Source organism: Rhodococcus sp. NPDC003318, assembly GCF_042879035.1.
Classification (GTDB): Bacteria; Actinomycetota; Actinomycetes; order Mycobacteriales; family Mycobacteriaceae; genus Rhodococcus_G.
The window spans coordinates 66,835-91,389 of record NZ_JBIAOU010000018.1 but is presented as its reverse complement, the minus strand read 5'-3'; the positions used below and the strand labels follow the sequence as shown (position 1 = coordinate 91,389).

Here is a 24,555-nt window from a genome sequence, read left to right as displayed (position 1 = left end):
CGACGGCTTGAGCCCGGTCACATACCGGGCCCAAGCCCTCGCCGCCTAGGCTTCCGATTACCCAGTCCAACTTCCGGGGACCAGTTCACGCTCGGTCTGACCGAACGAAGGCCACCTTCAGCCGGGGTGGGGGCGGGGCCGGTGGTGGGGGCGGGGGCGGTGGTGGCGGCGGGGCCGGGGGCGGGGGCCGGCTACCGCAGGTGCGGAAGCACCTTCGACTCGAACAGTTCGAGGCTCCGCCAGCCGATCTCGGGGGGCAACCCGCCCATCAGCGGCTGGAACATCAGCTCAGAGTGATCACCCCGAGAGCGGGCGAACTCGACGCACTCGTCGGGCGTCACGACGACGAACTCGGGCAGCGCCTTCAGGTCGTCGACCGACTCGACGAACCGGTATCCCGTCGTGCCGGTGCCCCGCTCCTTCGCCCACTGGGCGTTCGCGTTGGTCGTGTAGCTCAGGTGCGGGTACAGGACGTGCCAGTCCCGCTCGGGATCGTCGGTGACGTGCAGGAACAGTGGACCCGCCGGGGCCGGCCGCGGCGGAGTCGCACGACCCAGCCGCTCGCACTCGGCGTCGAACAACGAGTACAGGCGGTCCTTGTCCGAACCCGCCGGGTAGTAGTTGTCGCCGAGGCGGGCGGCCCTCACCGCCGACGGATCTGCGGAGCCGCCGATGTAGATCGGCGGACGGGGACGGGTCACCGGCGTCGGCCGCACGCGCACGTCGCGTCCCCGGAACTCGAAGGTCTCCCCGGTCCACGCCTTGTCGAGGGTCTCCACGATCTCCTCGAGGATCGGCACCCGACGCTTCATCGGCACGTCGAACATCTCGAATTCGTCGGGCCGGTAACCGATTCCCAGCGTCATCTCGACCCGGCCGGGACCGATCAGGTCGAGCGTCGCGAGATCCTCGGCCAGGCGCAGCGGATGATGCAGCACCGCGACCAGTGCCGAGAAGTGGACGCGGATCCGCTCCGTGCGGCCGAGCATCGCGGACGCCAGGATCATCGGTGACGCGCAGTAGCCGTCCTCCGCCCCGTGATGCTCGGCGATGTACACGGTGTCGAACCCGTGGGCGTCACCCCAGGCGGCCTGTTCGACGGCGGCCCGGTACAGGTCCACCGCCGGCGCGCCGATCGCGGGTGCGCGCATGTCGTAACGGAGTGAGAATTTCATCGTGGTACCGCCTCGTGTTCGTCATCCACCAGTGCGAAGGTGGGCAGGGTGTGATTGTCGAAGACAGTGGGAGACAGGGTGACCCGGGCACCGATTCGGGGCGCGGCCGAGCCCGGACCCACCAGGTCGGTCACCAGCCGCACCCCGGGCGCCTCGTCGAGGTCGACGAGCGCGACCGTGTACGGCAGTACCGAACCTCCGGGCAGGAACGCCCGCTCCACCCGTGTGAAGGTGTACAGGACGCCCGTCCCGCGCACCTCGGTCCAGTGGAAGTCGCCCCCGAACCCGCACCTACAGCCCGGTCCGGGATACCACTGCCACACAGCGCATTCCGGGCAGCGCGGCAGCGCCAGACGGCCCTCGTCGACGGCATCCCAGAACGGCTGCAGCTCGACGAGGTCGCGTGGGGGCGCGTGATCGGGGACGGCCCGGACGTTCTCGATCTCGACCACGTCGGTGGTGTCCACCATGTCAGCCGTCCTCCGTCAGGATCAGGGTCGAGTGCTCGCCACCGGAGAGCGCGGCGACGAGCGCGGTCCGCGCGTTCGGCACCTGTGCGGCACCGCGCTCACCGCGCAGTTGGCGGACCGCTTCGATCACGTGCACGATGCCGGGGATGTAGGCGTACGCGAGGTGCCCGCCGTGGGTGTTGACCGGGAGCGCACCACCCGGCGCCGTGTTGCCTTCCGCGGTGAGCGCGAAAGCCTCACCGCGACCGCAGAAGCCGAGGTCCTCGAGTTGGATCGCCTGGGAGATGCTGAAGCAGTCGTAGATCTCGGCGACATCGATGTCGACGGGATTCAGGCCGGCCTCGGCGAAGGCGCGGGGACCCGACCGCACCGAGCCGAAACTGCACAGGTCGTCGGCCTGGGTGAAGTACGACGTCATCGACGGACCGACGGCGACCGTCGCGGATCCCGCGACCCGCACGGCGGGCGCCCGCAGGTCGCGCGCCCGCTCGGAGGACGTCACCACGACGGCACCCGCGCCGTCGGTGATCAGGCAGCAGTCCGCGGCGCGCAGGGGCGAGGCGATCATCGGACTCGCGCGATAGCCCTCCACGGTGAGCTCCTGCGGGCGCTGCGCGCCGGGGGTCAGTGCGGCCCACTTCCGGTTGGAGACGGCGATCGACCCCAGCTCCTCGGGCGAGAGACCGTAGGAGTGCAGATACCGCTGCGCCCACGCCGCGAAGTACACCGGCTGCCCGTACCAGCCGAACGGCATCTCCAGGCTCGCCTTGACGGGGTCGTGCGCGTGGAACGAGTAGGGGCCACCCGGCTTCGACCCCGCGTACCCGTAGTACACGAGAACCACGGAGGCGCGGCCGGATTCGACGGCCAGCCGGGCGGCCTCGACGCCGGCGACCGGCCCCGCGCCCGCCGGGATGCCCGGTGCCGCGGTGTGATCCCGCGCGATCCCGAGCGCCTGCGAGACGGTGTCGGGTCCGGGCCAGGAGGTCGTGGCGACCACGCCGTCGACATCGGCGGCGGTCAGTCCCGCGTCGGCGAGGGCCGCGCGGCACGCGTCGACGACCAGACGGTCGAGTGGACGGTCCACCGAGCGACCGAACTCCGACTCCCCCACGCCGACCACGGCGGCGGAGACGGTCATCACTGCTCCCGGTGTCCGCGCCACGCGGTGGTGCCGCCGTCGACCGGGACCACGACCCCGGTCAGGAACGACGCGTCGTCGGAGGCGAGGAACGAGACCACCTTCGCGATCTCGCCGGTGGTGCCGAACCGCGGGATCAGGTGCGCGCCGGTCATCCCGAGCAGCCGCGCGTCCCGCTCCTCGGGCGCGGCCGCTGCCAGGAAGCCCGCACTCATCGGCGTCTCGATCGATCCCGGTGCGAAGGCGTTGACCCGGACGTCGGGGGACAGCGCGATCGCGGTGGTGCGGGTCAGCGCGATGACCGCGGCCTTGCTGGCCGGGTAGGCGGTGCTGACGTAGCCGACCATGCCCGCGACCGACGCGGCGTTGACGATGGAGGGACCGCGCCCGGACGCCCGCAGATGCGGTGCGGCGTACTTGGAGGCGAGCCACACGGCCTTGACGTTGATCGAGAACACCTGGTCCCACACGTCTTCCGGCAGTCCCTCGAAGGACGGGTCCTCGGTGAACGCCCCCTCCATGATGCCGGCGTTGTTGACCAGGGTGTCGAGACCGCCCGCCGCGGCGACGGTTGTGTCGATCATGCCGCGGATCTGCTCGGCATCGGCGAGGTCGACGTCGATCGCCTGCGCCCCCACGCCGAGGGCCTCCACGGCGCGCGCGGTCTCCTTCGCCCCCTCCGCATTCCGGTCCGCGACACCGACGAACTCCGCGCCCTGGCGGGCCGCCTCCAACGCGATCTCCCGACCCATGCCCTGGGCACCGCCCGTGATCAGGATCCGCTTACCGGTCAACACTCGACAACTCTCCTTCTTCTCTGCACATGATGTGGTGCTGGGGAATTCAGTCGGCCGCCCGGATCCGGCCGGCTTCGAGCAACGTCACCGGATCCGCGTATCTGCCCGACGTGTACGGCGAGCTGCCGTGGACACCGGTCATCCCGGCGTCCACGGGCAGCGCCACCCCGGTGACGTACGCGGCGTCGTCGCTCGCCAGGTACAGGACGCCCGCGGCCACGTCGGACGGCCGCAGCGCCCGGTCCATCAGCGCCGACGCGCCGAGTGCCTGCTCGGCGCCGCCGATGTCGTGGGCCCCGTCCGCGACGACGGTCGCGGTCATCGGCGTGACGACGGCGCCGGGAACGATGGTGTTGACGCGAATCCCGAAGGGCCGCAACTCGGCGGCGACGGAGTTCGACAGTCCGACCACCGCCGCCTTGGTCGCGCTGTAGACGTGCGGGCCGACGCCCCCGAGCATCCCGCCCGGGCTCGACGTCGAGATGATCACGCCGCTGCGTTGCGGTTTCATCACCCGCGCGGCGTGTTTGAATCCGCACACCACCCCGCGGAGGTTGATCGCGATCGTGGTGTCGACCTCGGCCATCGGCGTCCGGTCGATGGGTCCGAGCACGCCCATGACGCCGGCGTTGTTGAACATCACGTCCAGCCGCCCGAAGGCGCCGACCGCGGTGTCGACGGCGGCCGCGACCTCCTGCTCCGCCGCGACGTCCGTGTGGACGAACAGCGCCCGCGACCCCAGTTCGGCCGAGAGGGCACGACCTGCGTCCTCCTGCACGTCGGCGATCACGACGCAGGCACCCTCCCGGTGCAGACCCCGGACCACCGCTTCCCCGATACCGCCCGCGCCGCCGGTCACCACCGCGACCCGGCCTTCGAACCTGTTCACGAGTCGTCAGTTCTCGACGAACTCGATCGCACGTTCCGGGCAGGCGTCGGCGGCGGCCTTCGCCTCGTCGACCAGTCCGCTCTCGATCGGCAACACCTGTCCCGCCTGCGCGACGAAACCCTCCTCGTCGTCCGTCAGCAGGTCCGGTGCCACCGCATAGCAGCGGCCGTGTCCCATGCACTTGCCCTGCGCGATGGTCAGTGCGCCCGCGGATGTCGCCGTGTCGGCCATGTCAGACCTCCCATTCCAGTTCGAGGTTCTCGAGGGTGAGCTGCGACCCGCGTTCGACCAGCGGGGCACCGCTCTTGATGCGGTAGTGCGGAATTCGCTTGTGCCACTCCTCGAGGACCACGGCCAGCTCCAGGCGGGCCAGGTGCATCCCGAGGCACCGGTGCGGGCCGGCGCCGAATGCCAGGTGCTGGTTGAGGCCCGGCCGTCCGAGCACGAACTTCTCGGGCTCGGGGTACATGCGGGGATCGCGGTTGGCGGAGCCGATCCCGAGCCACACCACGTCGTCGGGGGCGAGGTCGAGGCCGTGCACCTCGGTCGATTCCTTGACCTCCCGACCCGCCTGGATCACCAGGGGATACAGACGGACGAACTCCTCGACCGCGCTCGCGGTGAGGCCGGGATCGTCGATCAGCATCTGCCGGTCCTCGTCGTGCTGCGCGAGGTGGGCGAAGATGTAGCCGAGCGCCGACCTGGTGGTGTCGAGCCCGGCCAGCATGATCGACAAGCAGGTCGTGAGGATGTCGTCCTTGCTCAGCGGTACGCCGTCGATCTCCGCCTGCAGCAGCCGGGTGACGAGGTCCTCGGCGGGATCGAGCGGGTTCGTGCGCCGCTCCTCCACCGCGCGGTCGAAGTAGTCCAGGATCTTCGCCTGCCAGAGGTTCGCGCCGTCGACGTCGCCCTGCAACATGCAGTTCAGCATGTTCTCGCTCCACGGCAGGAAGAACTCACCGTCGGAGACCGGCAGGCCGAGCAGTGCGAGGAACAGGTCGGTCGGATAGCGGATCGCGAACTCCGCCACGAAGTTGCAGTGCCCGTGGTCGCGGATCTCCTCGATCAGCTCGATGCACCGCGAATGCGCGAGCGGCGCCATTCGTTTCACCGCGGCGGGCGCGAAGAACCGGTTGATGATCTTGCGGAACTTCTGGTGCTCCTCACCGTTGAGGTCCTGCGGGAGCAGTGGGATACCGCTCTTGGGGAACAGCGCGGTCCGCACGTCGGTCGTCAGGGCCGTCGAGTTCTGGAATCCCGCGAGAACGTCCTCGTACCGGGTGAGCATCCAGAATCCGTGCTCGGTGGTGTCGTTGAAGTGGAATCGGTCGCGCTCCCGTTCGGCGTCGAGCAGCGCGTAGTGACCGTAGATTTCGCTCGCACGCGAGTAGTCGTTGTGACTGACCGGGCATTGCAGTGGCTGCGCCACGTCTCCTCCTGTTGTGTTGGGGGCCCCGCTCGAACAGGTGACTCAAATCACCACATATGATGCGCATCATATGTGTGGTTGTCAACACAGTGGATGACGCGCCCGAGCTTCCCCAGTCACTCCGGACAACACGAAAAGAGTTGCGCTTCTTGGCCTTGAAACGCCGAAGGCGGAGGCAACCACAGGTTGCCTCCGCCTTCCTCGACGGCCACGTCGCGCGGAATCAGCCGCGCACACCCCACGCGATCGGGGTGTCCAGGACCTCCGGATAGTGCTTCTCCTCGTAACGCCAGATGCCGGCGATGTGCTCCTCCATCGCCGTCAGCGCACCGGCAGCATCCCCCGCGGCCACGGCCAGGTAGATCTTCTCGTGGATGTCACAGGTCGCGACCCGGTGCCGCTGTGGGTACTCCATACCCATCGCCGAACCGTCGAGCATGTCCAGCAGTGCGTGGATGAGGTAGCCGAAGAGCGCGTTGCCCGAGCCCTGCGCGATGCTGTCGTGGAACTCGCGGCTCGTCTCGACGAAGATCTCCTCGTCGTCGAGGTTCTCGCGCATACGGTCGACCGACTGCTTGAGCACCGCCAACTGGTCGGCGTCCATCCGCTCGGCGGCGAGCCTGGCCATCATGGGCTCGAGCGCCGTCCGCGCCTCGACGATGGTCCGGAAGGGTGCGCTCTCGAACTGCAGCAGCAGGGTGATCGCGGTCTCGAGGCCGGCACTGTCGGGTTGCTGGACGATCGGACCGCCTCCCGGACCCGGCTTGAGCGAGATCACGCCCTGCAGCTCGAGGAAGCGCAGCGACTCACGCAGCGTCCCTCGGCCGATGTCGTAGTCCTCGAGCATGACCCGCTCCGGCGGCAGCCGGTCGCCCACCTTGTTCCCGCGCTTGTTGATGTCCTCGACGATCCGCTGCGCCACCAGCATTGCGGTCTTCTGCGGACGAAGGGTCGGCCTTCCCACTGCACGTACCTCCACACCGTAGGGCCTCCCCCCAACCCTCCGGAGTTCGAGCCGATGACAAATCTATGATTATGTTTACACATTTCCCCCGCGTACACCAGGAGTGCCGCGATCAACGGACGTTTGCCCCGACGTCGCTGCCCCGGCGCGGAGTCCCGGCGGGACCGCCACGCTACCCGAGGGACTCCCAGGTGATCGGCGTCGTCATCGCGGCCGGGAACTTCTTGCGCAGATAGGTTGCCAGCTCGATGACGTGTGCCCGCATCGCCGCCTCGGCCGCGGCCGGGTCCCGCGACTCGATCGCCGCGAGGATGCCGGCATGGGCCTGGTGGACCTTCGCACGACGGTGCGCCGGATACTCCACGCCGACTGCGACGCCGGCGAGGATCCCGTCGACGGCGTCGATCAGGTATCCGAACAGGGAATTCCCTGACGCCCAGGCGATTCCGTCGTGGAAGGCGCGGTTCGCCTCGAGGAAGACGTCGAGGTCTCCCAGGTTCTCGCCCATCTTGGCGACCGACTCGGCCAGGGGGACGAGTTGGTCGTCGGTGATCCGGTCCGCCGCCAGCCGTGCCATCAACGGCTCGAGCCCGACCCTGGCCTCCACGATCGTCGAGAACGGCGCCCCCTCGAACTGGAGGACCAGACCGAGACTGTTCATCAGGTGCACGGCGTCCGGCTTCTCCACGGTCGGGCCCCCGCCCGGTCCCGGCTTCAGCGAGATCGCACCCGAGAGTTCGAGGTAGCGGAGCGCCTCCCGGAGGGTGCCGCGGCCGACCTCGTACTCGTGCAGCATCAGTTTCTCGGAAGGAAGGCGGTCACCGGGGCCCAACCCCCGACGTTTGATGTCCGCGACGATGCGCCGCGCTATGAGCATCGCCGTCTTCTGCGGACGCCCCGACCTGATGCTGACCATCGACATTCCCCCCTGGAAGTCCTCGACTCGCCACAATCGGCGGTCAGGACTGTACCGGCGGGCCCTCCACCCCTACACCGGCCCCGGCGCAATGTGGCCTCCGCCACCACCGTCGGTGCTCGTCGCGCCGGGTCGAAGTGAGATCTGTCTCGCACTACGCTCGCCAGCACATGCATTGACCCGAATGATGCCTATAGTTTCTTCCGTTGCCTTCACGGCAAGCGAACGCACCCGGAACCCGGACTCGCCCCTCACGAGCCCGCCGGGTCGCGGAAGAACACAGGCGCACGGTCCGCGATCCCCCTCCCGGACCGTGCGCCTGTGCCCGACGATCAGCCGAGAACCAACCCGTCCCCGCTCTCGGCGACGTTCACCGGCACGGTGTCACCGTCGTGCACCTCACCGGCGAGCAGCTTCTTCGCGAGCTGGTCGCCGATCGCCTGCTGGATCAGCCTGCGCAACGGCCGCGCACCGTATAGCGGGTCGTATCCGCGCACCGCGAGCCAGAACCTGGCCGAGGGCGAGACGTCGAGGGTCAGGCGCCGAGCCCGCAGCCGCGTCGCCAACTGGTCGAGCTGGATGTCGACGATCGACTCGAGTTGCTCCTCCGACAGCGGATCGAAGATCACCACGTCGTCGAGCCGGTTGATGAACTCCGGCTTGAACTTCGACCGCACCGCCGCCATCACCTGCTCCCGGTCGCCACCCGCACCCAGGTTCGAGGTGAGGATCAGGATGGTGTTGCGGAAGTCGACGGTCCGGCCCTGGCCGTCCGTCAACCGGCCGTCGTCGAGCACCTGCAGCAGGATGTCGAACACGTCCGGGTGCGCCTTCTCGACCTCGTCGAACAGCACGACCGTGTACGGCCGCCTGCGCACCGCCTCGGTGAGCTGGCCGCCCGACTCGTAGCCGACGTAACCCGGAGGAGCCCCGACGAGCCGCGCCACCGAGTGCTTCTCGCTGTACTCGGACATGTCGATGCGCACCATCGCGCGTTCGTCGTCGAACAGGAAGTCGGCGAGCGCCTTGGCGAGCTCGGTCTTGCCGACACCGGTCGGGCCGAGGAACATGAACGACCCCGTCGGCCGGTTCGGATCCGCCACCCCGGCGCGCGCCCGACGCACCGCGTCGGACACGGCCTGCACCGCCTCGGTCTGGCCGACGACCCGCTTGCCGAGTTCGGATTCCATCCGCAGCAGCTTCGCGGTCTCGCCCTCCATCATCCGGCCGGCCGGGATACCGGTCCACGCCGACACCACGTCCGCGACGTCGTCGGGCCCGACCTCCTCCTTGAGCATGACGTCGCCGTCGCTGGCACCACCCGACGCCTCGACCGCCGCGTCGAGCTTCTTCTCCAGCTCGGGGATGCGGCCGTAGCGCAGTTCCGCCGCCTTGCCGAGGTCGCCGTCACGTTCGGCCCGCTCGGACTCGCCGCGCAGCACCTCGAGCTGCTCCTTGATCTCACGCACCGAGTCGATGGCCTGCTTCTCGTTCTGCCACCGGGCGCTGAGCTGGCTGAGCTTCTCGCGGTCGTCGGCGAGCTCCTCCCGCAGCTTCGCGAGCCGCTCCTGGGAGGCCGCGTCGGTCTCCTTGGTCAGGGCCATCTCCTCGATCTCGAGCTGCCGCACCTTCCGCTCGACCTCGTCGATCTCGACGGGGCGGGAGTCGATCTCCATCCGCAGCCGGGACGCGGCCTCGTCGACCAGGTCGATCGCCTTGTCCGGCAGGAACCGGGACGTGATGTAGCGGTCCGAGAGCGTCGCCGCCGCGACCAGAGCCGAGTCGGTGATCCGCACACCGTGGTGGACCTCGTAGCGTTCCTTGAGTCCGCGCAGGATGCCGACGGTGTCCTCGACACTCGGCTCCCCGACCAGCACCTGCTGGAAGCGGCGTTCGAGCGCGGCGTCCTTCTCGATGTACTTGCGGTACTCGTCGAGCGTGGTCGCACCGACCAGCCGCAGCTCACCACGCGCGAGCATCGGCTTGATCATGTTGCCCGCGTCCATCGCCGACTCGCCGGTGGCGCCGGCACCGACGATGGTGTGCAGCTCGTCGATGAACGTGATCACCTGTCCGGCACTGTTCTTGATGTCGTCGAGGACGGCCTTGAGCCGTTCCTCGAACTCGCCGCGGTACTTGGCGCCCGCGACCATCGAACCGAGGTCGAGGGAGATGACGGACTTGCCACGCAACGACTCCGGGACGTCGCCCGCGACGATGCGCTGCGCGAGTCCCTCGACGATGGCGGTCTTGCCGACACCGGGTTCACCGATGAGCACCGGGTTGTTCTTGGTGCGGCGGCTGAGGACCTGGACCACCCGTCGGATCTCGGTGTCGCGGCCGATCACCGGGTCGAGCTTGCCGGCACGCGCGGCCGCGGTCAGGTCGGTGGAGTACTTCTCCAGCGCCTGGTAGCTGCCCTCCGGGTCGGGGCTGGTGACCCGGGCGCTGCCGCGGACCGCGGTGAAGGCGTCCCGCAACGCGTCCGGGGTCGCGCCGTGCCCGACGAGGATCTTGGCCACGTCGGAGTCGCCGGATGCGAGCCCGAAGAGGACGTGTTCGGTGGAGACGTACTCGTCGTCCATCTCCGTCGCCAGGTGCTGCGCGGCGGTGAGCGCGGCGATGGCCTCGCGTCCGAGCTGCGGCTGCGTGGTCGCGCCGGTGGCGCTGGGCAGCCGGTCGACGAGGGTCTGCGCCTCGCGGTGCACGACGGTCGGGTCGACGCCGACGGCCTTGAGCAGTGGCGCGGCGATGCCGTCGGTCTGATCGAGCAGCGCCACGAGCAGGTGTGCCGGACGGATGTCCGGGTTGCCCGCGGCGGACGCGGACTGCAGGGCGGCCGTCAAGGCCGCCTGAGTCTTGGTGGTTGGAGAGAACGAATCCACTGGTCACCCCTTCGGAAGACGTCGGTCGTCGCCTGCAAGCCTAGGTGGCCACACGGCGCTGTCACTCACACCAACGCACAAAAGGTTGAGTCTGTTCCGCTCAAGTTTGGTGAATTTCTTCGTGTCGGGAACCGAACAGTGTAGGGGCCGACACCACACATACCGGGATGCGAGATACTGGTCACCGCCACCACCACGTGGCTGAAACGAGATGCGACCACCAACGCGTCTGTCCAGACGGGAGCACAGAACAAAACATGAGCGCGGGACAACCGACAATCATTTACACGCTCACCGACGAGGCGCCGATGCTCGCCACCCACGCCTTCCTGCCGGTGATTCGCACGTTCGCCGAGGCAGCCGGGATCAATGTCGAAACCAGCGACATCTCCGTGGCCGCCCGCATCCTTGCGGAGTTCGGTGACCACCTGACCGAAGAACAGCGGGTGCCGGACAACCTGGCCGAGCTCGGCCGACTGACGCAGCTGCCCGACACGAACATCATCAAGCTGCCGAACATCAGCGCCTCCGTCCCGCAGCTTCTCGCTGCGATCAAGGAGCTGCAGGCACACGGCTACGCCGTGCCCGACTACCCCGAGAACCCGAAGACCGCCGAGGAAACCGAGATCAAGGACCGGTACACCAAGTGTCTCGGTAGTGCCGTGAACCCCGTTCTCCGCGAGGGCAACTCGGACCGACGCGCGCCGCGCGCGGTCAAGGAGTACGCCCGCAAGCACCCGCACAGCATGGGCGAATGGTCCCCGGCGTCGCGCACGCACGTCGCCCACATGCGGCACGGCGACTTCTACCACGGCGAGAAGTCGATGACGGTCGAGGGCGACCGCGAAGTGAAGATGGAGCTGCTGACCACCAGCGGCAAGACCGTCGTCCTCAAGCCGAAGGTGTCGCTCACCGACGGCGACGTGATCGACAGCATGTTCATGAGCAAGAAGGCGCTCATCGAGTTCTACGAGGAGCAGATGGAGGACGCCTACAAGACGGGCATGATGTTCTCCCTGCACGTCAAGGCCACGATGATGCGCGTGTCCCACCCGATCGTCTTCGGTCACGCGGTGAAGGTCTTCTACAAGGACGCATTCGCCAAGCACGGTGCGCTCTTCGACGAGCTCGGCGTGAACGTCAACAACGGCCTGTCCGATCTCTACAGCAAGATCGAGTCCCTCCCGAGCGCGCAGCGCGAGGAGATCATCGACGATCTGCACAAGTGCCACGAGAAGCGTCCCGAGCTGGCGATGGTCGACTCGGCGCGCGGCATCTCGAACTTCCACTCCCCCAGCGACGTCATCGTCGACGCGTCGATGCCCGCGATGATCCGCGTCGGCGGCAAGATGTGGGGCGCCGACGGCCGTCCGAAGGACACCAAGGCGGTCAGCCCGGAGTCGACCTTCTTCCGGATCTACCAGGAGATGATCAACTTCTGCAAGACGAACGGCGCGTTCGACCCGACCACCATGGGCACGGTTCCGAACGTCGGCCTGATGGCGCAGAAGGCCGAGGAGTACGGCTCGCACGACAAGACGTTCGAGGTCCCCGAGGCCGGCGTCGCGAACATCACCGATCTCGCGACGGGTGAGGTCCTGCTGACCCAGAACGTCGAGGAGGGCGACATCTGGCGTCTGTGCATCGTCAAGGATGCACCGATCCAGGACTGGGTCAAGCTCGCCGTCACCCGCGCCCGCAACTCCGGGATGCCGGTCGTCTTCTGGCTCGATCCGTACCGTCCGCACGAGAACGAGCTGATCGCCAAGGTGCGCAAGTACCTGCCCGATCACGACACCGAGGGCCTCGACATCCAGATCATGTCGCAGGTCCGCGCGATCCGGTACACGATGGAGCGGCTCATCCGTGGCCTCGACACCATCTCGGCGACCGGCAACATCCTGCGTGACTACCTCACCGACCTGTTCCCGATCCTGGAGCTGGGCACCAGCGCGAAGATGCTGTCCGTCGTGCCGCTGATGGCCGGTGGCGGACTGTACGAGACGGGCGCGGGCGGCTCGGCCCCCAAGCACGTCAAGCAGCTGGTGGAGGAGAACCACCTGCGTTGGGACTCGCTCGGCGAGTTCCTGGCCCTCGCCGTCAGCCTCGAGGACCTCGGCATCAAGACCGACAACAAGAAGGCCGCCCTCCTCGCCAAGACGCTGGACGCGGCCACCGGCAAGCTGCTGGAGAACGACAAGAGCCCGTCCCGCACCACCGGCGAACTCGACAACCGCGGCAGCCAGTTCTACCTGGCCATGTACTGGGCGCAGGAGCTCGCCGCACAGACCGAGGACGAGGAGCTGCGCGCGCACTTCGCGCCGCTGGCGGAAGCTCTCGCGAAGAACGAGAACACGATCGTCGGCGAGCTGAACGACGCGCAGGGCAACGCGGTCGACATCGGGGGCTACTACCAGCCCGACGCCGAGCTGACCGAGGCCGTGATGCGCCCGAGCAGCACGTTCAACCAGGCGCTGGCGGCAGCACGCGGCTAGGGACATGCCCTGACCGCACCGCCCACACGAAAGGCCCGCACCCGCGCAGGGTTGCGGGCCTTTCGCGTGGACGCTCACGGCCCGCGGACGGTCACCGGGTCCGGGTCCGGGTCCGGGTCGGGATCGGGATCCGGGTCGAGGCGCGGACCGGCGGCAAGGACCGGTTTCGGTGCGGTGACCGGACGCAGCAGCCGGTACAGCGCCCGCGCAACCGGCACGGAGAACGCGGTGGTCACGACGAAGACCCCGGCCGCGGACCCCTGGAACGCGGAGTAGCCGAGCAGGTCCATCACGAACTCCATCACGACCAGGTGCACGAGAAAGATCTCGTAGGAGATCTCCCCGACCCACACCAGCGGCGCGCTCGCGCACACCCGGCGCAGCAGCCCGGTGCCGTGCCCGATGGTCAGCGTCCCCACCAGCAGCATCGCGATTGCGAGGTACAGCACCGACTTCGCGAACGCGGCCCCGGGATCCTCCGGGACGATCGTCGCCTCCCCCGCGGCGGGCGTGCAGGCCAGCACGAAGGCGAACAGTGCCCCGGCGGTGGCGAGCGCCGGGGAGATCCGGTGTCCGGCCTCGGCGACCACCGCGAGGACCATGCCGCCGACGAACCAGGCGAGGAAACCGGGCAGCCACAGCCGCGCCGTGACGTCGAACGCGGAACTGTTGTGGGTGAACACGATCCACAGCGGCGTCACGCACGCGAACCCGCACAGCACCGTCACCAGCAGTCCCGGTCGCCAGCGGCCGCGGCAGCAGATCCGGATCGCCAGCCACGCCAGGACCGGCAGCAGGGCGTAGAAGCTCGCCTCGACGGCGAGCGACCACATCTGCGTCAGCCCGGTGTGCAGGTGACCGAACCCGTAGATCTGCGTCAGCGTCACGTTCCGGACGAAACCCGACCAGCCGAGCCCCGTCCGGCCGTCGTCCTCGTGAACGGCGTAGATCAGGTAGGTCGCGATCACCACGATCCAGTACGCGGGCAGGATCCGCCGCGCCCGGTGCCACGCGTAGGTGCGGGTGGACGGAGCCGGACGTCCCCGCGCGACCGACCGCACCCACGGCCGGAACAGCAGGAACCCGGACAGCACGAAGAAGACGGCCACACCGATCTCGAGGCGCGCCCACACGTAGCCGAGCGCGTCGTCGGTGTACTTGCCGGTCCAGAACCCGGCGTGGGTGCCGACGACGAGCAGCGCGGCCAGCGCCCGCAGACCGGTCAGCGCGCCGTCCCGCGTCCCCGCTGCGGTCACCGGACCGCCTCGGTGCCCGGGACCACGACGCCCACCGGGCCGGACCCCACGCACAGCTCGAGTCCGGGCGTTCGTGGCTGCACGGACAGGTGCGCGCCGGTCCCGTACAGCCGCACGAACGCCTGATTGAGCCCGGTCTGCACGGGCACCTCGACGGGTTCGCCCGCGCCGAGACCGACGGCGACGGTTCCGTCGGCGTTCGCGAAGTAGTTGAGTTGCGCCGTCCACTCCCAGATCATCAGCGGCCCGTCCATCGGCACGGTGCCGCCGGCCCCTCCGATGCGGGTGCCGCAGCCCGGCTCCGGTCCGGGAGCGGTCCACCGCAGCGGTTCGACGGTGGCGTGCACCAGGCGTCCGGACTCGTCGAGGACCCGCAACTCGGATATCGCGGCTGCGAAGGCGGGCCGGTCGGCCAGTGGGCCGAAGACGCGGGACGCCCGGTTCCACGGGGCTGCCACGGGCAGCAGGGTCATGAGCGACACCGGCTGGTCGAGGAGCGGGGCGTCCCGGTGCTCCGACAGCTGGGCGCGGGCCGTGGTCAGGTAGTCGGCGCCCGGGTTGTCGTTCCAGGCGCGCGCGAACGTGACCGTCGACCAGACGCTGGACGCGACCAGACCGGTGACGATCACGGTCGCGACCGCGGGCGACGCCAGGGGCGCGGCGAGCGCGCCGACGCGTCCGGTGTCGGTACGCCGCGGCGCCCGGATGATCAGGGCGAGTCCGAGCGCCAACAGCACCGCACTGTCGCTGGTGTACCGCAGGGTCTGCGCAAGCTCGTAGGTGGTGTCGGGTCCCGAGCGGGCGAGCATCATCGCCGCCTGCGACGCCGCGACGTACGCGACCATCGACACCCACACCCAGCCGGTTCGCTGCTTGCACCGCGCGGACACCACGAACGCGACGATCACCACCACCCAGCCGGCGACGACGAGCGCCCAGGGCGGGACGGCCCAGGGTGGTCCGGGAGGCCATCGTTCCCACCGCCACGGCCCTCCGACCAGCGTCGGCACCAGGCCCAGCGAGGTGCCGTGGTGGGCGAATCGGAGGGCTTCGCCGAGGGGTGGGACGCGCATACCGGTGTCGGCGACGTTCAGGTAGACGACCGCCCAGACCGCGAGCACCGCGGCGGACGCGACCCACAGCGTGCGAGCGGACCGCCACGCGGTCCGCACCGGCGACGCGGTCCCGTCCACCCGCAGGACGAGCGCGAGGACGGCGAACGCGACCCACGGCACCAGCACCGACTTCTCGAAGAACGCCAGCGCACCGACGGCCACCAGGGTGCCCGTCACCGCGTACCGGCGTCGGCCGGTGCGGGCGAGCAGCAACGCGTCCCCGGCCACCCAGGCCAGCGCCGCCTGCAGCGGCAGCGAGTTCAGTCCGGCCGCCCACCACGCGAACGACGGCACGGTCAGCGGGGCGAACAGGTACAGCGCGAGCAGGGCGGGCAGCACCGGACGCGGCCCGAGCAGCAGCCACAGCACCCGCAACACCGCGAGCGCGGCGAGGAGCTGCAACACGATCAGGGTCGAGGCGGCGGCCCACCACTGCAGGGGAGCCAGCGCGGTCGTGACACCCGCGGTGAGGAACGCGGCGGGCATGAAGTGCCCGTCGTGGTCGTAGAACAGGAACTCCGGCGAGAGCAGTGGCATCGCGGACGAGCGGCCGGTGAGGATCAGATCGTCCCAGTACAGGTTGCCGTCCAGCGCGAGGCCGCCCCGGACCACGGTCTGCGCGGCCACCAGCACGAGAGCGACGGCGAGGACGACGCGGGGCGTCCACGTCGTCCGGTGCGTGAGGCCACGGGCCGCGGCGACATCGGTCTCCACCGCCACCACCACGTCCGCACCGCCTTCCCACACCGGTCGACGACTTCCGCCGGACCGCCGAAAAGCTTAGCCTTGCCAACTATGGGGCTCCGTGAACGACGACCTACGACCCGAAGATCGTCAGTGCATCCACCGACGGTCCGGCGCCCGAGCCCATCCGGATCGGACCGATCTCGTCGGTCACCTCGTCGGTCACCGGGTCGACGCATCGCGCGTAGACCGTGTTGACTCCCCCGGGGCCACCCACCCAGGTCGTGACCGCCTCGACCCCCGGTTCGAGGAGCGTGGACGAGAGCCGCAGCCACGAACCCGCGTCGTACGTCGGTCCGTCCACCAACCGTGCCTCGCAGTTCGTCACGTAGCCCGCCGCGGCGCGCTGCGTCACCGTGACCTCGCCGTCCTCGCCGAGGCCGGAATCAGCACTGCCGGTGGCGCGACGACAGCGCCGGCAATCAGGCCGGGTATGACGGATGTGCGCATTCTCGTCCTCGTTTCTCTGATGCCTGTGACACGGAAACTGGCCAAAACACGCGCTCCAACGTAACCACATCGGCGGCCGCCGCAGACCGAAACTGCGGTAACCGCACGGTCGCTACCCGATCGTGGCGGTCCGGAACCCCTCGATCCGCTCGACCAGTTCGGCCGGCCGGGCCAGTGCGGGCAGGTGCCCGCAGTCGATCGCGTCCGGTTCGACACCGAGCCGCTCGCGGACGACCCGGCGCAGGAAGTCGGCGGGAAACAGGCGATCCGCGGTGCACAGCAGGAACCGGGTCGGCACGTCCGGCCACGGCGGCATCGGCAGCGTGCGCTCGAACGGCGTGTTCGACTGCGGTCGGGCACCGCCGCCCGCGACGGCCAGCGCCTCGGGAGGGAGGTCGTGCAGGAACGTCGTCACCGGGTCGAACTCGGCGTCCGGGTCGCGTCCTTCCCGTTCGTCGAGTGCGCGCCGCGCCGCCGCCTGCCCGGTGTTCGCCCACCAGTCGCCCGCCGACTCGCCCTCCGCCGGCACCATCGCGGCGACCAGCACGACGAGCGCGATGTCGATGCGCGGGAACACCAGCGGAACGAGGAAGCCCGCCATCGACTGCGCCACCAGCACCACACCGCGACGGTCGCCGACCGCCTCGACCACGACGTCGGCGTACTCCTCGAGCCCGGCGGAGTCGTCGGCGGTCGGCAGGTCCGGCGCGACGACGTCGTGCCCGCGTTGCCTCAGCAGCGGAATCACGAACTGCCAGTAAGTCGAATCCGAACCCGCCCCGGGAAGCAACACGTACGTCGCCATGCCTCGAGGCTATCGCCTGTGCGCGTTCTCGGTAGCCCGAGCCACCAGAAGCGCGCACAGGTCCGCAGCGCCTACACCGCCCGGGACGCGCCCTCCCAGTAGCGGGCCCGCAGCATCTTCTTGTCGAGCTTGCCGATCGGCGTCAGCGGTAGCGAGTCGACGAAGTCCACCGACTTCGGCGCGTGCACGGCGCCCTTCGCCTCCTTGACCAACGCGGACAGCTCGTCGCCGCCGACACTCTGGCCGTCACGGAGGACCACGCACGCCTTGACCGCCTCACCCCACTTCTCGTCCGGCACACCGACGACCGCGACGGACGCGACCGCGGGATGCGCGGAGATGACGTCCTCGATCTCCCGTGGGAACACGTTGAAGCCGCCGGTGACGATCATGTCCTTCTTGCGGTCGACGATGAACAGGAATCCGTCCCTGTCGGCGCGGGCGATGTCGCCGGTGTGCAGCCAGCCGCCGCGCAGCGCCTCGGCCGTCTCGGCGGGCTTGTTCCAGTACTCCTTCATCACCAGCGGGCCCCGGACGCAGATCTCGCCGAGCTCCCCCTGCGGGACCTCGTTCAGGTCGTCGTCGAGGAGTTTGACGTTGAGCCACGGGACCGGACGCCCGCACGAGGCGAGCCGTTCCAGGTTGTCGACGAGGTGTTCCTCCTTGCGCAGGACGGTGATCGTCATGCCGCACTCGGACTGGCCGAAGTACTGGAAGAAGATCGGGCCGAGTTTCTCGATGCCCTCCCGCAGCCGGGCCGGGGACATCGCGGAGGCGCCGTAGTACAGGGTCTGCAGGCTCGACAGGTCGCGGGTCTCGAGGTCCGGGTGGTCGAGCAGCATGTAGATCATCGTCGGCACGAGCATGGTCGCGGTGATCCGGTGCTTCTCGATGGCTTCGAGCACCGCACCGGGCTCGAAGGCCGGCAGCACGACGAGGGAGCCGCCGCGCATCAGCGTCGGCACGAAGAACGCCATACCGGCGTGGGACAGCGGGGTGCAGGCCAGGAACCGCATCTCGTCCGGCCACTGCCACTCGGCCATCTGGATCTGCGGGAGCGTGACACCGGACGCGAAGGTGTTGACGACGCCCTTCGGCTTGCCGGTGGTGCCGCCGGTGTAGACCATGCTCGACGGGGCGTCGCCGTCGACGACCGCCGCCACGAGCCGGGCCGGGGTGAATTCCTCTGCGAGCGCGAGGATGTCGACGCCGACCTCGGACGGGCCGAGGGAGAAGAGGTTCTTCAGGGTCGGGACGGCGGCCTTCAGTTCGGCGGCGCGGGTCTCGAACGCGACCGGGTCGAAGATCAGCGTCTCGATCCCGGCGTCGGACAGGATGTAGGTGTGGTCGTCGACCGACCCCATCGGCGCGAGCGCGGTGTTGCGGCAGCCGAGGATCATCTGCGAACCGACGCTGATGAGCACCTCGGGTCGATTCTTCGACAGCATCGCGACCGTCGAGCCCGCGCCGACCCCTCGCGAGGCGAGTGCCTGACTCAAACGGCTGATCTGGTCGCGCATCTGACCGCCCGTGAGCACGACGTCGCCGAGGTACAGCGCCGGACGGTCGGCGTTGCGGTCGAGCGCGGTGATCAGCAGGTCGGCCAGGAACGGCGGGCGGTGCAGGTCGTCGGTGCCGGTCATGAATTCTCTGCTCCTCGGTTGCAGGGCACGTGGTCTGCCTCACACACTAGATCGAAAACTGACACATGTTCCAGAAACTGCGCTTCGCGCAGTGGTGCACTTTCGGATGTCGGGGCATCCGAAAGTGCACCAGTGCGGCGGAGCCGCCTGGGCGTGTCTCCCGATTCCTCTCGGATGCACCTGGCGAAACAATCGTCGTCCGGCAAGGCGGAGGAGAGGCCGATACCGGGGTTGTATCGGCCTCGACGACAACGCCGCAGGGCGGCGATTGGGCACCAGGGGCGCCGACAAGGGAATCGGGAGGCAGGCCCTAGCATGTGGGCGTGAGCGAGCGGGAAGTGGAACTGTGGTCGGCGACGGTGGTGCAGCACCATCGGCTGCGCGAGGATCTCGCCGTGATCCGGCTCGAGGGGGAGTTCGTCCCGTTCGCCGCGGGGCAGTCGGTCGGCGTCGTCGTCCCGCAGAATCCGAATGTCGGGCGTCGCTACTCCCCTGCGCTGCCACCGTCACTGGACGGCAAGCTCGAGTTCCACGTCCGCGCCGTGCCCGCCGGGTGGCTCAGCGGGGCGATCGTCGCCGACACCGCCGTGGGCGATCGGTGGCAGATCGGCGCACCGAGCGGGCGGCTGTCCGTCGACCCCGATGCCCGTGAGGTGATCATGATCGCCGGCGGCACCGGCCTGGCACCGCTGCGAGCTCTCGTCCTCGACCTGGCACGCCGACCGCAGCCGCCGAGGGTGTTCCTGTTCGTCGGCGGTCGCCACCCCCGCGACCTCTACGCCTCGGACATGCTGTGGCTGCTCGACCAGGACCTGGACTGGCTGACGGTGATCCCCGTCGTCGAGGAGATCGAGGACCCCGACTGGACCGACGAGTGGTACGAGCGGGTCCGCGGCGCCGAGGGTTTCGGCGAGGACCACTGGCTCCAGGGCACCCTCGCCGAGGTCGCCAGCTCGTACGGCGCCTACACCGACCACCAGGTCCTCGTCGTCGGCTCCCCGCCCATGGTGCGGGCGACCGTCCGCGCGCTCGTCGACACCGGCACACCCGCCGGCGCCATCCAGGTCGGTTGAGGCGACTCCGCCGCCCGTGAGTCCTTTCGGTCCGCAGGCGGGCCGAAAGGACTCACGGGGTCAGCGCCTGGTGGAACCGGCGTCGACGGGCAGCGCGACGGCGGTGATGTAGCGGGCCTCGTCGGACGCGAGGAACAGCGCGGCGTTCGCGACGTCGACCGGTTCGATCCACGGCACCGGCAGCATGTTCATGTGCACGGCGGCCTCGGCGAACTCCTCGCGGGTCGGCGGCCGGTCCAGGTCCGGACGGAACTTGGACCGCACCGCGTCGTTCTGGATCATGTCGGTGTCGACGTTCGTCGGGTGCACGGTGTTCACCCGAACCCCGTGCGGCGCCAGCTCTTTCGCGAGCGACCGCATCAGCCCGACGACCCCGTGTTTGGCGGCCGTGTAGTGCGCGACCCCGACCAGCCCGCGCAGCCCCGCGATCGAACTGGTCAGGATCATCGCGCCGCCGCCCCGCTCGATCAGGTACGGCGCCGACACCGCGCAGGTCAGCCACACCCCGGTCAGGTTCACGTCGAGCATCGTCTGCCACACCTCCGATTCGAGGTCCAGCGCAGGCGCCGACGAGGTGATACCCGCTGTGGCACAGACGATGTCGAGACCCCCCAGCGCCCCGACCCCGGCATCGACCGCCGCCGCGAGTGCGGTCCGGTCGCGCACGTCGACGGTGCACGTCTCGGCGCGCCTGCCGAGGTCGCGGACCTGCCGGGCGGTGTCGGCGAGGTCCTGCGGCCGCGCCGGCGGGGTCACCGTCGTCTCGACGCGGTCGCACAGGTCGACGGCGATCACGTCGGCGCCCTCCTGCGCGAACCGCACCGCCTGCGCCCTGCCGATGCCGCGCGCCGCGCCGGTCACCAACGCCACCTTGCCCTCGAGCCTCATCTCACACCTTCTGCGTCAGGCCGGCGTCGACCACCAGCTCGGTACCGGTCACGTAGCGCGCCTCGTCGGACGCGAGGAAGAGCAGCGCGTTGCTGACGTCGACCGCGTCCACCCACGGCACCGGCAGCAGGTGGTTGCGGCCGAGCACCTCGGCGGCGTCGCGTTCGGTCGGGTTCTCCACGTCGGGGCACAGCCGCGCGAACGTCGCGGGATTCAGCGTCATCGCGGTGCCGACCGCACCGGGCAGCAACGCGTTGACACGAATCGACTTCGGCCCCAACTCGTTTGCGAGGGTCCGTGTCAGCCCGATCACGGCGTGCTTGCTCGCCGTGTAGTGCGCCGCGCCCGCGACGGCCTTGATCCCGGCGGTCGAGCCGACCACGACGACCGACCCCCCGCTCGGACGCATGGCCGGGACCGCGGCGGTCACGGTGTGCCACACGCCGGTGAGGTTGACGTCGAGTGTGCGATGCCAGACGGCGTCCTCGATGGTCCACGCCGGTCCGGGGTTGTCGCAGATGCCGGCGTTCGCGACCACGACGTCGAGCGGCCCCAGTGCATCCACCCCGGCCGCGACGGCGTCCCGCAGCGCGTCCGCGTCGCGCACGTCCGCGACCGCCGTCACCACCCGACATCCGGTTTCCCGCACCTGCCGTGCCGTCTCGTCGAGCGCCGCGGCCGAGAGGTCGAGCGCGACGACGTCCGCGCCCTCCTGCGCCAACCGGACGGCGTGCGAACGCCCCATGCCGCTGCCCGCGCCGGTGATCAGTGCGACCTTGCCTGCCATCCGTGCCACCGATTGCTCCTGTTCCTGGTTCACGACGTGCGCCGGTCGGCCTGCACGCGACCGAAGTAGGCGTCCCGCAGGACCGCGAGGTCGTCGATGGCCGCCGCCTCGGCGTCCATCACGACGCGGCCGATGTCGAGGACCGTGACGTGATCGGCGACGCTCATCGCCGCCTCGACGGCCTGCTCGACCAGCAGGACCGCCAGACCGGTCTCCTTGAGGACCTGAACCCGCTCCATCACCTCGCCGACGATGGCGGGTGCGAGACCGCCGGACGGTTCGTCGAGCAGCAGCAGCGTCGGCTCGGCCATGAGGGCCTGCCCGATCGCGAGCATCTGCTGCTGGCCGCCCGACATCGACCCGGCGAGCATCGCCCGCTTCTCCCCGAGCACCGGGAAGAGGTCGTAGATCCGCGAGACCTCCTGCCGCAGCGCCGAGCGGCGCATCCGGCGGACGTAGCCTCCGAGGATCAGGTTCTGCTCGACGGTGAGTCGGTGGAAGACCCGCTTCCCCTCCTGTACGTACGCGACACCACGCCGAACCCTCTGGTGCGAAGCGACTTTCGACACATCGCGACCATCGAGCTCGACCGTGCCCGCGGACACCTTGTTCAGTCCCGCGATCGCACGCAGGGTGCTCGTCTTGCCTGCCCCGTTGCGGCCGAGGAGCGCGGTGACCCGGCCCGGCCACACGTCCAGCGAGACGTCCCAGACCACGCGCAGGTCGCCGTAGCCGGATTCGAGGTTCCGCACACTCAACAGCGGCGTCGTCTCGCTCATGGCGTCACCTCCGCCGCGATCGCGGCCTCCTCGTCGGTAATGGTGCGAACGTCGCCCTGCTCGGCGGACACTCCGAGGTACTCGCTCAGGACGCGTGGGTTCCGCTCGATCTCGGCCGGTGGGCCGTCCGCGACGACCGACCCCTGCGCGAGCACCACGATCCGGTCGGCGAGTTCGAGGACCAGCCGGAAGTTGTGCTCCACCAGCACCACCGTCGCGCCGGCGTCCCGCAGTCCGCGGATCAGGTCCGCCAGCCGCGCGACCTCGTCCTCGTCCAGACCGGACGCGACCTCGTCGAGCAGGAGCACCCCCGGCGACGCGACCACGGACCGCGCCACCTCCAGCAGGCGCCGCATGCCGAGCGGGAGTGCGGCGGCCGCTTCGTCGGCCAGGTGCGCCATGCCGACCATCTCCAGCGCCCGCGTCGCCTCGGCCCGGTCGGCGGCGCGCACGCGGCGGAACCCGGGCAGCCGCAACACGGTCGAGAGCATCGACGCGCGGTCGGTGCTGTACCGACCGGAGGCGACGGCCTCGAGCACCGTGACGTGCTCGGGGATGTTCGGGGTCTGGAAGGTTCGCGCCACCCCGACCCGCGCCACCCGGTCCGGCGACAGACCGTGGATCTCCCTGTCCCCGACCAGGATCCGCCCCTCGTCCGGTTCGTAGAACCCGCACACCATGTTCAGGGTGGTGGTCTTGCCGGATCCGTTCGGCCCGATCAGGGCGGTCACCCGGCCGGGCTCGGCGCTCAGCGTCACCCCGCTCAGCGCCCGGTTCCCCCCGAACGACTTCGAGATCGCCTCGACGACGAGCCGCTGCCCACCGATCGGTGCGGGCGCGGGACGCGCGGTGCGGGCAGGGGCGTCGGCCGGGGTCCCGATCAGACCGGCCGCCCGGTCCAGCCGGGTGAGCGCGGCGCGGCCGAGTCTCGCCAGCCCGCCGCTGAGCAGCACCCCGCCGACGACGAGGAAGCCGCCGTAGAACACCAGCGCGTACTCCTGGAAGTCGGTGGCCTGGCCCGGACCGAGCTGCATGATCGCCGCGCCGACCGCGGCACCGTACACGCTGGCGGCCCCGCCGAGAATGCAGGCCGCGAGAGCCGCTGTGGCAAAGGTGAACCCGAAGGCCTCGGGTGCGACGAACATGTCGACGTTCGCGAACAGCGCGCCCGCGAGGCCGGCCGGGAACGCGCCGATGGCGTAGCCGAGGAGCTTCATCCGGAACACCGACACACCGACCGACGACGCAAGCACGGGGCTCTGCTTCAAGGTCCGGAAAGCGATGCCGTGCCGCGACACCACGAGATTGCGCATCACCGCGAACCACGCGACGGTCACCACGACGACCACCAGGTAGAACTCCCCGTTGTCGGGGTCGAGGACGTGGCCGAACAGCGTCGCGGGCGCGAGGCCGCTCAGTCCGTTGCGCCCGCCGGTGGTCTCGCCGAACACCGCGATGACGTCCGGCACCAGCAGCACGAGGAAGAACGAGGTCATCGCCAGCGACCAGCTGCCCAGGCGCAGACCGGGGATGCCGGTGACGAGGCCGACGACCAGCGCGACCGCGCCGGCGGCCAGCAGCTGCAGCAGGATGTCGGTGTGGCCGTGGATCGACATCAGACCGGCGGTGTAGGCGCCGGCGGCGTACATGGCTGCCTGGCCGAGAGCGAGTTCGCCCGCGTACCCCAGGCTCAGACTCAGGCCACTGACCACCAGAGCCAGGATGCAGGCCAGCTGCACCTGGCGGGTCATCGCGAAGCCGAGCCCCAGCGCGGGCAACAGCAGCACGAGGGCCGCGAAGGCGAGCGGAAACACCCAGCTGGGCAGCGCCCGCACGGTCCGCCAGATCTGCATG

General features: G+C 69.6%; 21 protein-coding genes. 2 read left to right on the top strand and 19 right to left on the bottom strand.

The window, feature by feature from the left end; all coding sequences use genetic code 11:
• Positions 1–191 precede the first annotated feature (191 nt).
• The 10 genes from ACFYVR_RS22125 to clpB all read right to left on the bottom strand — a co-directional run bounded on the left by ACFYVR_RS22125 (position 192) and on the right by clpB (position 10,666).
• Positions 192–1,175 carry an LLM class flavin-dependent oxidoreductase gene (locus ACFYVR_RS22125; protein ID WP_387477160.1) on the bottom strand — a complete coding sequence of 328 codons (984 nt, stop codon included), beginning with the start codon at positions 1,173–1,175 and terminating at the stop codon, positions 192–194.
• Entirely contained in the window at positions 1,172–1,645 is a 474-nt protein-coding gene (locus tag ACFYVR_RS22120; protein ID WP_387477158.1) for a Zn-ribbon domain-containing OB-fold protein, read from the bottom strand. Before ACFYVR_RS22120 ends, ACFYVR_RS22125 begins: the two co-directional genes overlap by 4 nt.
• A gap of 1 nt (position 1,646) precedes the next feature.
• A complete protein-coding gene (locus ACFYVR_RS22115) occupies positions 1,647–2,786 on the bottom strand; it encodes a thiolase family protein (protein ID WP_387477156.1) in 1,140 nt (379 codons plus the stop codon).
• A complete protein-coding gene (locus tag ACFYVR_RS22110) occupies positions 2,786–3,583 on the bottom strand; it encodes an SDR family NAD(P)-dependent oxidoreductase (RefSeq protein WP_387477154.1) in 798 nt (265 codons plus the stop codon). The genes ACFYVR_RS22115 and ACFYVR_RS22110 overlap by 1 nt, the downstream gene beginning before the upstream one ends.
• Positions 3,584–3,629: 46 nt before the next feature.
• Complete coding sequence (locus ACFYVR_RS22105) at positions 3,630–4,472, bottom strand: SDR family oxidoreductase (protein WP_387477152.1); 843 nt, start codon at positions 4,470–4,472, stop codon at positions 3,630–3,632.
• Between the two features lie 6 nt (positions 4,473–4,478).
• Complete coding sequence (locus ACFYVR_RS22100) at positions 4,479–4,703, bottom strand: ferredoxin (RefSeq protein WP_387477150.1); 225 nt, start codon at positions 4,701–4,703, stop codon at positions 4,479–4,481.
• A gap of 1 nt (position 4,704) precedes the next feature.
• The gene (locus ACFYVR_RS22095) at positions 4,705–5,901 is read right to left on the bottom strand and encodes a cytochrome P450 (protein WP_387477148.1); all 1,197 of its coding nucleotides are present in this window, start codon (positions 5,899–5,901) and stop codon (positions 4,705–4,707) included.
• Positions 5,902–6,124: 223 nt separating this feature from the next.
• The gene (locus ACFYVR_RS22090) at positions 6,125–6,865 is read right to left on the bottom strand and encodes a FadR/GntR family transcriptional regulator (protein WP_387477146.1); all 741 of its coding nucleotides are present in this window, start codon (positions 6,863–6,865) and stop codon (positions 6,125–6,127) included.
• A 172-nt stretch (positions 6,866–7,037) separates the two neighbouring features.
• On the bottom strand, positions 7,038–7,781 hold the full coding sequence (locus ACFYVR_RS22085; protein ID WP_387477144.1) for a FadR/GntR family transcriptional regulator: 744 nt from the start codon (positions 7,779–7,781) through the stop codon (positions 7,038–7,040).
• A gap of 332 nt (positions 7,782–8,113) precedes the next feature.
• Entirely contained in the window at positions 8,114–10,666 is a 2,553-nt protein-coding gene (clpB, locus tag ACFYVR_RS22080; protein WP_387477142.1) for an ATP-dependent chaperone ClpB, read from the bottom strand.
• 257 nt (positions 10,667–10,923) lie between these two features.
• Between clpB and ACFYVR_RS22075 the strand changes: the two genes are divergently transcribed.
• The gene (locus ACFYVR_RS22075; RefSeq protein WP_387477140.1) at positions 10,924–13,161 is read left to right on the top strand and encodes an NADP-dependent isocitrate dehydrogenase; all 2,238 of its coding nucleotides are present in this window, start codon (positions 10,924–10,926) and stop codon (positions 13,159–13,161) included.
• 74 nt (positions 13,162–13,235) lie between these two features.
• Here the strand turns inward: ACFYVR_RS22075 and ACFYVR_RS22070 are convergent, their stop codons facing one another.
• The 5 genes from ACFYVR_RS22070 to ACFYVR_RS22050 form a co-directional block, all read right to left on the bottom strand.
• Positions 13,236–14,417, bottom strand: coding sequence for an acyltransferase family protein (locus tag ACFYVR_RS22070; RefSeq protein ID WP_387477138.1), 1,182 nt, complete (start codon positions 14,415–14,417; stop codon positions 13,236–13,238).
• Positions 14,414–16,246 (bottom strand): hypothetical protein, encoded by a 1,833-nt coding sequence (locus ACFYVR_RS22065; protein ID WP_387477136.1) that lies wholly within the window; start codon positions 16,244–16,246, stop codon positions 14,414–14,416. Before ACFYVR_RS22065 ends, ACFYVR_RS22070 begins: the two co-directional genes overlap by 4 nt.
• 103 nt (positions 16,247–16,349) lie before the next feature.
• Complete coding sequence (locus ACFYVR_RS22060) at positions 16,350–16,631, bottom strand: hypothetical protein (RefSeq protein WP_387477134.1); 282 nt, start codon at positions 16,629–16,631, stop codon at positions 16,350–16,352.
• A gap of 207 nt (positions 16,632–16,838) precedes the next feature.
• Complete coding sequence (locus ACFYVR_RS22055) at positions 16,839–17,531, bottom strand: alpha/beta hydrolase (protein ID WP_387477132.1); 693 nt, start codon at positions 17,529–17,531, stop codon at positions 16,839–16,841.
• Positions 17,532–17,602: 71 nt separating this feature from the next.
• On the bottom strand, positions 17,603–19,174 hold the full coding sequence (locus ACFYVR_RS22050; RefSeq protein ID WP_387477130.1) for an AMP-binding protein: 1,572 nt from the start codon (positions 19,172–19,174) through the stop codon (positions 17,603–17,605).
• Positions 19,175–19,497: 323 nt separating this feature from the next.
• Between ACFYVR_RS22050 and ACFYVR_RS22045 the strand changes: the two genes are divergently transcribed.
• Entirely contained in the window at positions 19,498–20,247 is a 750-nt protein-coding gene (locus tag ACFYVR_RS22045) for an FAD-binding oxidoreductase (RefSeq protein ID WP_387477128.1), read from the top strand.
• Between the two features lie 60 nt (positions 20,248–20,307).
• Here ACFYVR_RS22045 and ACFYVR_RS22040 read toward each other — a convergent pair whose 3' ends face one another.
• From ACFYVR_RS22040 to ACFYVR_RS22025, 4 genes are read right to left on the bottom strand one after another with little or no spacing between them, the layout of a single operon-like run.
• On the bottom strand, positions 20,308–21,135 hold the full coding sequence (locus ACFYVR_RS22040; RefSeq protein WP_387477126.1) for a mycofactocin-coupled SDR family oxidoreductase: 828 nt from the start codon (positions 21,133–21,135) through the stop codon (positions 20,308–20,310).
• Position 21,136: 1 nt separating this feature from the next.
• Entirely contained in the window at positions 21,137–21,931 is a 795-nt protein-coding gene (locus ACFYVR_RS22035; protein WP_387477124.1) for a mycofactocin-coupled SDR family oxidoreductase, read from the bottom strand.
• A 20-nt stretch (positions 21,932–21,951) separates the two neighbouring features.
• Positions 21,952–22,701 (bottom strand): ABC transporter ATP-binding protein, encoded by a 750-nt coding sequence (locus ACFYVR_RS22030; protein ID WP_387477122.1) that lies wholly within the window; start codon positions 22,699–22,701, stop codon positions 21,952–21,954.
• Complete coding sequence (locus tag ACFYVR_RS22025; protein WP_387477120.1) at positions 22,698–24,554, bottom strand: ATP-binding cassette domain-containing protein; 1,857 nt, start codon at positions 24,552–24,554, stop codon at positions 22,698–22,700. The genes ACFYVR_RS22030 and ACFYVR_RS22025 overlap by 4 nt, the downstream gene beginning before the upstream one ends.
• Between the last annotated feature and the right edge of the window lies 1 nt (position 24,555).

Bases quoted from the DNA above. Each gene is read 5' to 3' on its own strand.
- ACFYVR_RS22125 (WP_387477160.1), bottom strand. From the start codon at position 1,175: ATGAAATTCTCACTCCGTTACGACATGCGCGCACCCGCGATCGGCGCG.
- ACFYVR_RS22120 (WP_387477158.1), bottom strand. From the start codon at position 1,645: ATGGTGGACACCACCGACGTGGTCGAGATCGAGAACGTCCGGGCCGTC.
- ACFYVR_RS22115 (WP_387477156.1), bottom strand. From the start codon at position 2,786: ATGACCGTCTCCGCCGCCGTGGTCGGCGTGGGGGAGTCGGAGTTCGGT.
- ACFYVR_RS22100 (WP_387477150.1), bottom strand. From the start codon at position 4,703: ATGGCCGACACGGCGACATCCGCGGGCGCACTGACCATCGCGCAGGGC.
- ACFYVR_RS22085 (WP_387477144.1), bottom strand. From the start codon at position 7,781: ATGGTCAGCATCAGGTCGGGGCGTCCGCAGAAGACGGCGATGCTCATA.
- ACFYVR_RS22075 (WP_387477140.1), top strand. From the start codon at position 10,924: ATGAGCGCGGGACAACCGACAATCATTTACACGCTCACCGACGAGGCG.
- ACFYVR_RS22055 (WP_387477132.1), bottom strand. From the start codon at position 17,531: ATGGCGACGTACGTGTTGCTTCCCGGGGCGGGTTCGGATTCGACTTAC.
- ACFYVR_RS22050 (WP_387477130.1), bottom strand. From the start codon at position 19,174: ATGACCGGCACCGACGACCTGCACCGCCCGCCGTTCCTGGCCGACCTG.
- ACFYVR_RS22040 (WP_387477126.1), bottom strand. From the start codon at position 21,135: ATGAGGCTCGAGGGCAAGGTGGCGTTGGTGACCGGCGCGGCGCGCGGC.
- ACFYVR_RS22030 (WP_387477122.1), bottom strand. From the start codon at position 22,701: ATGAGCGAGACGACGCCGCTGTTGAGTGTGCGGAACCTCGAATCCGGC.
- ACFYVR_RS22025 (WP_387477120.1), bottom strand. From the start codon at position 24,554: ATGCAGATCTGGCGGACCGTGCGGGCGCTGCCCAGCTGGGTGTTTCCG.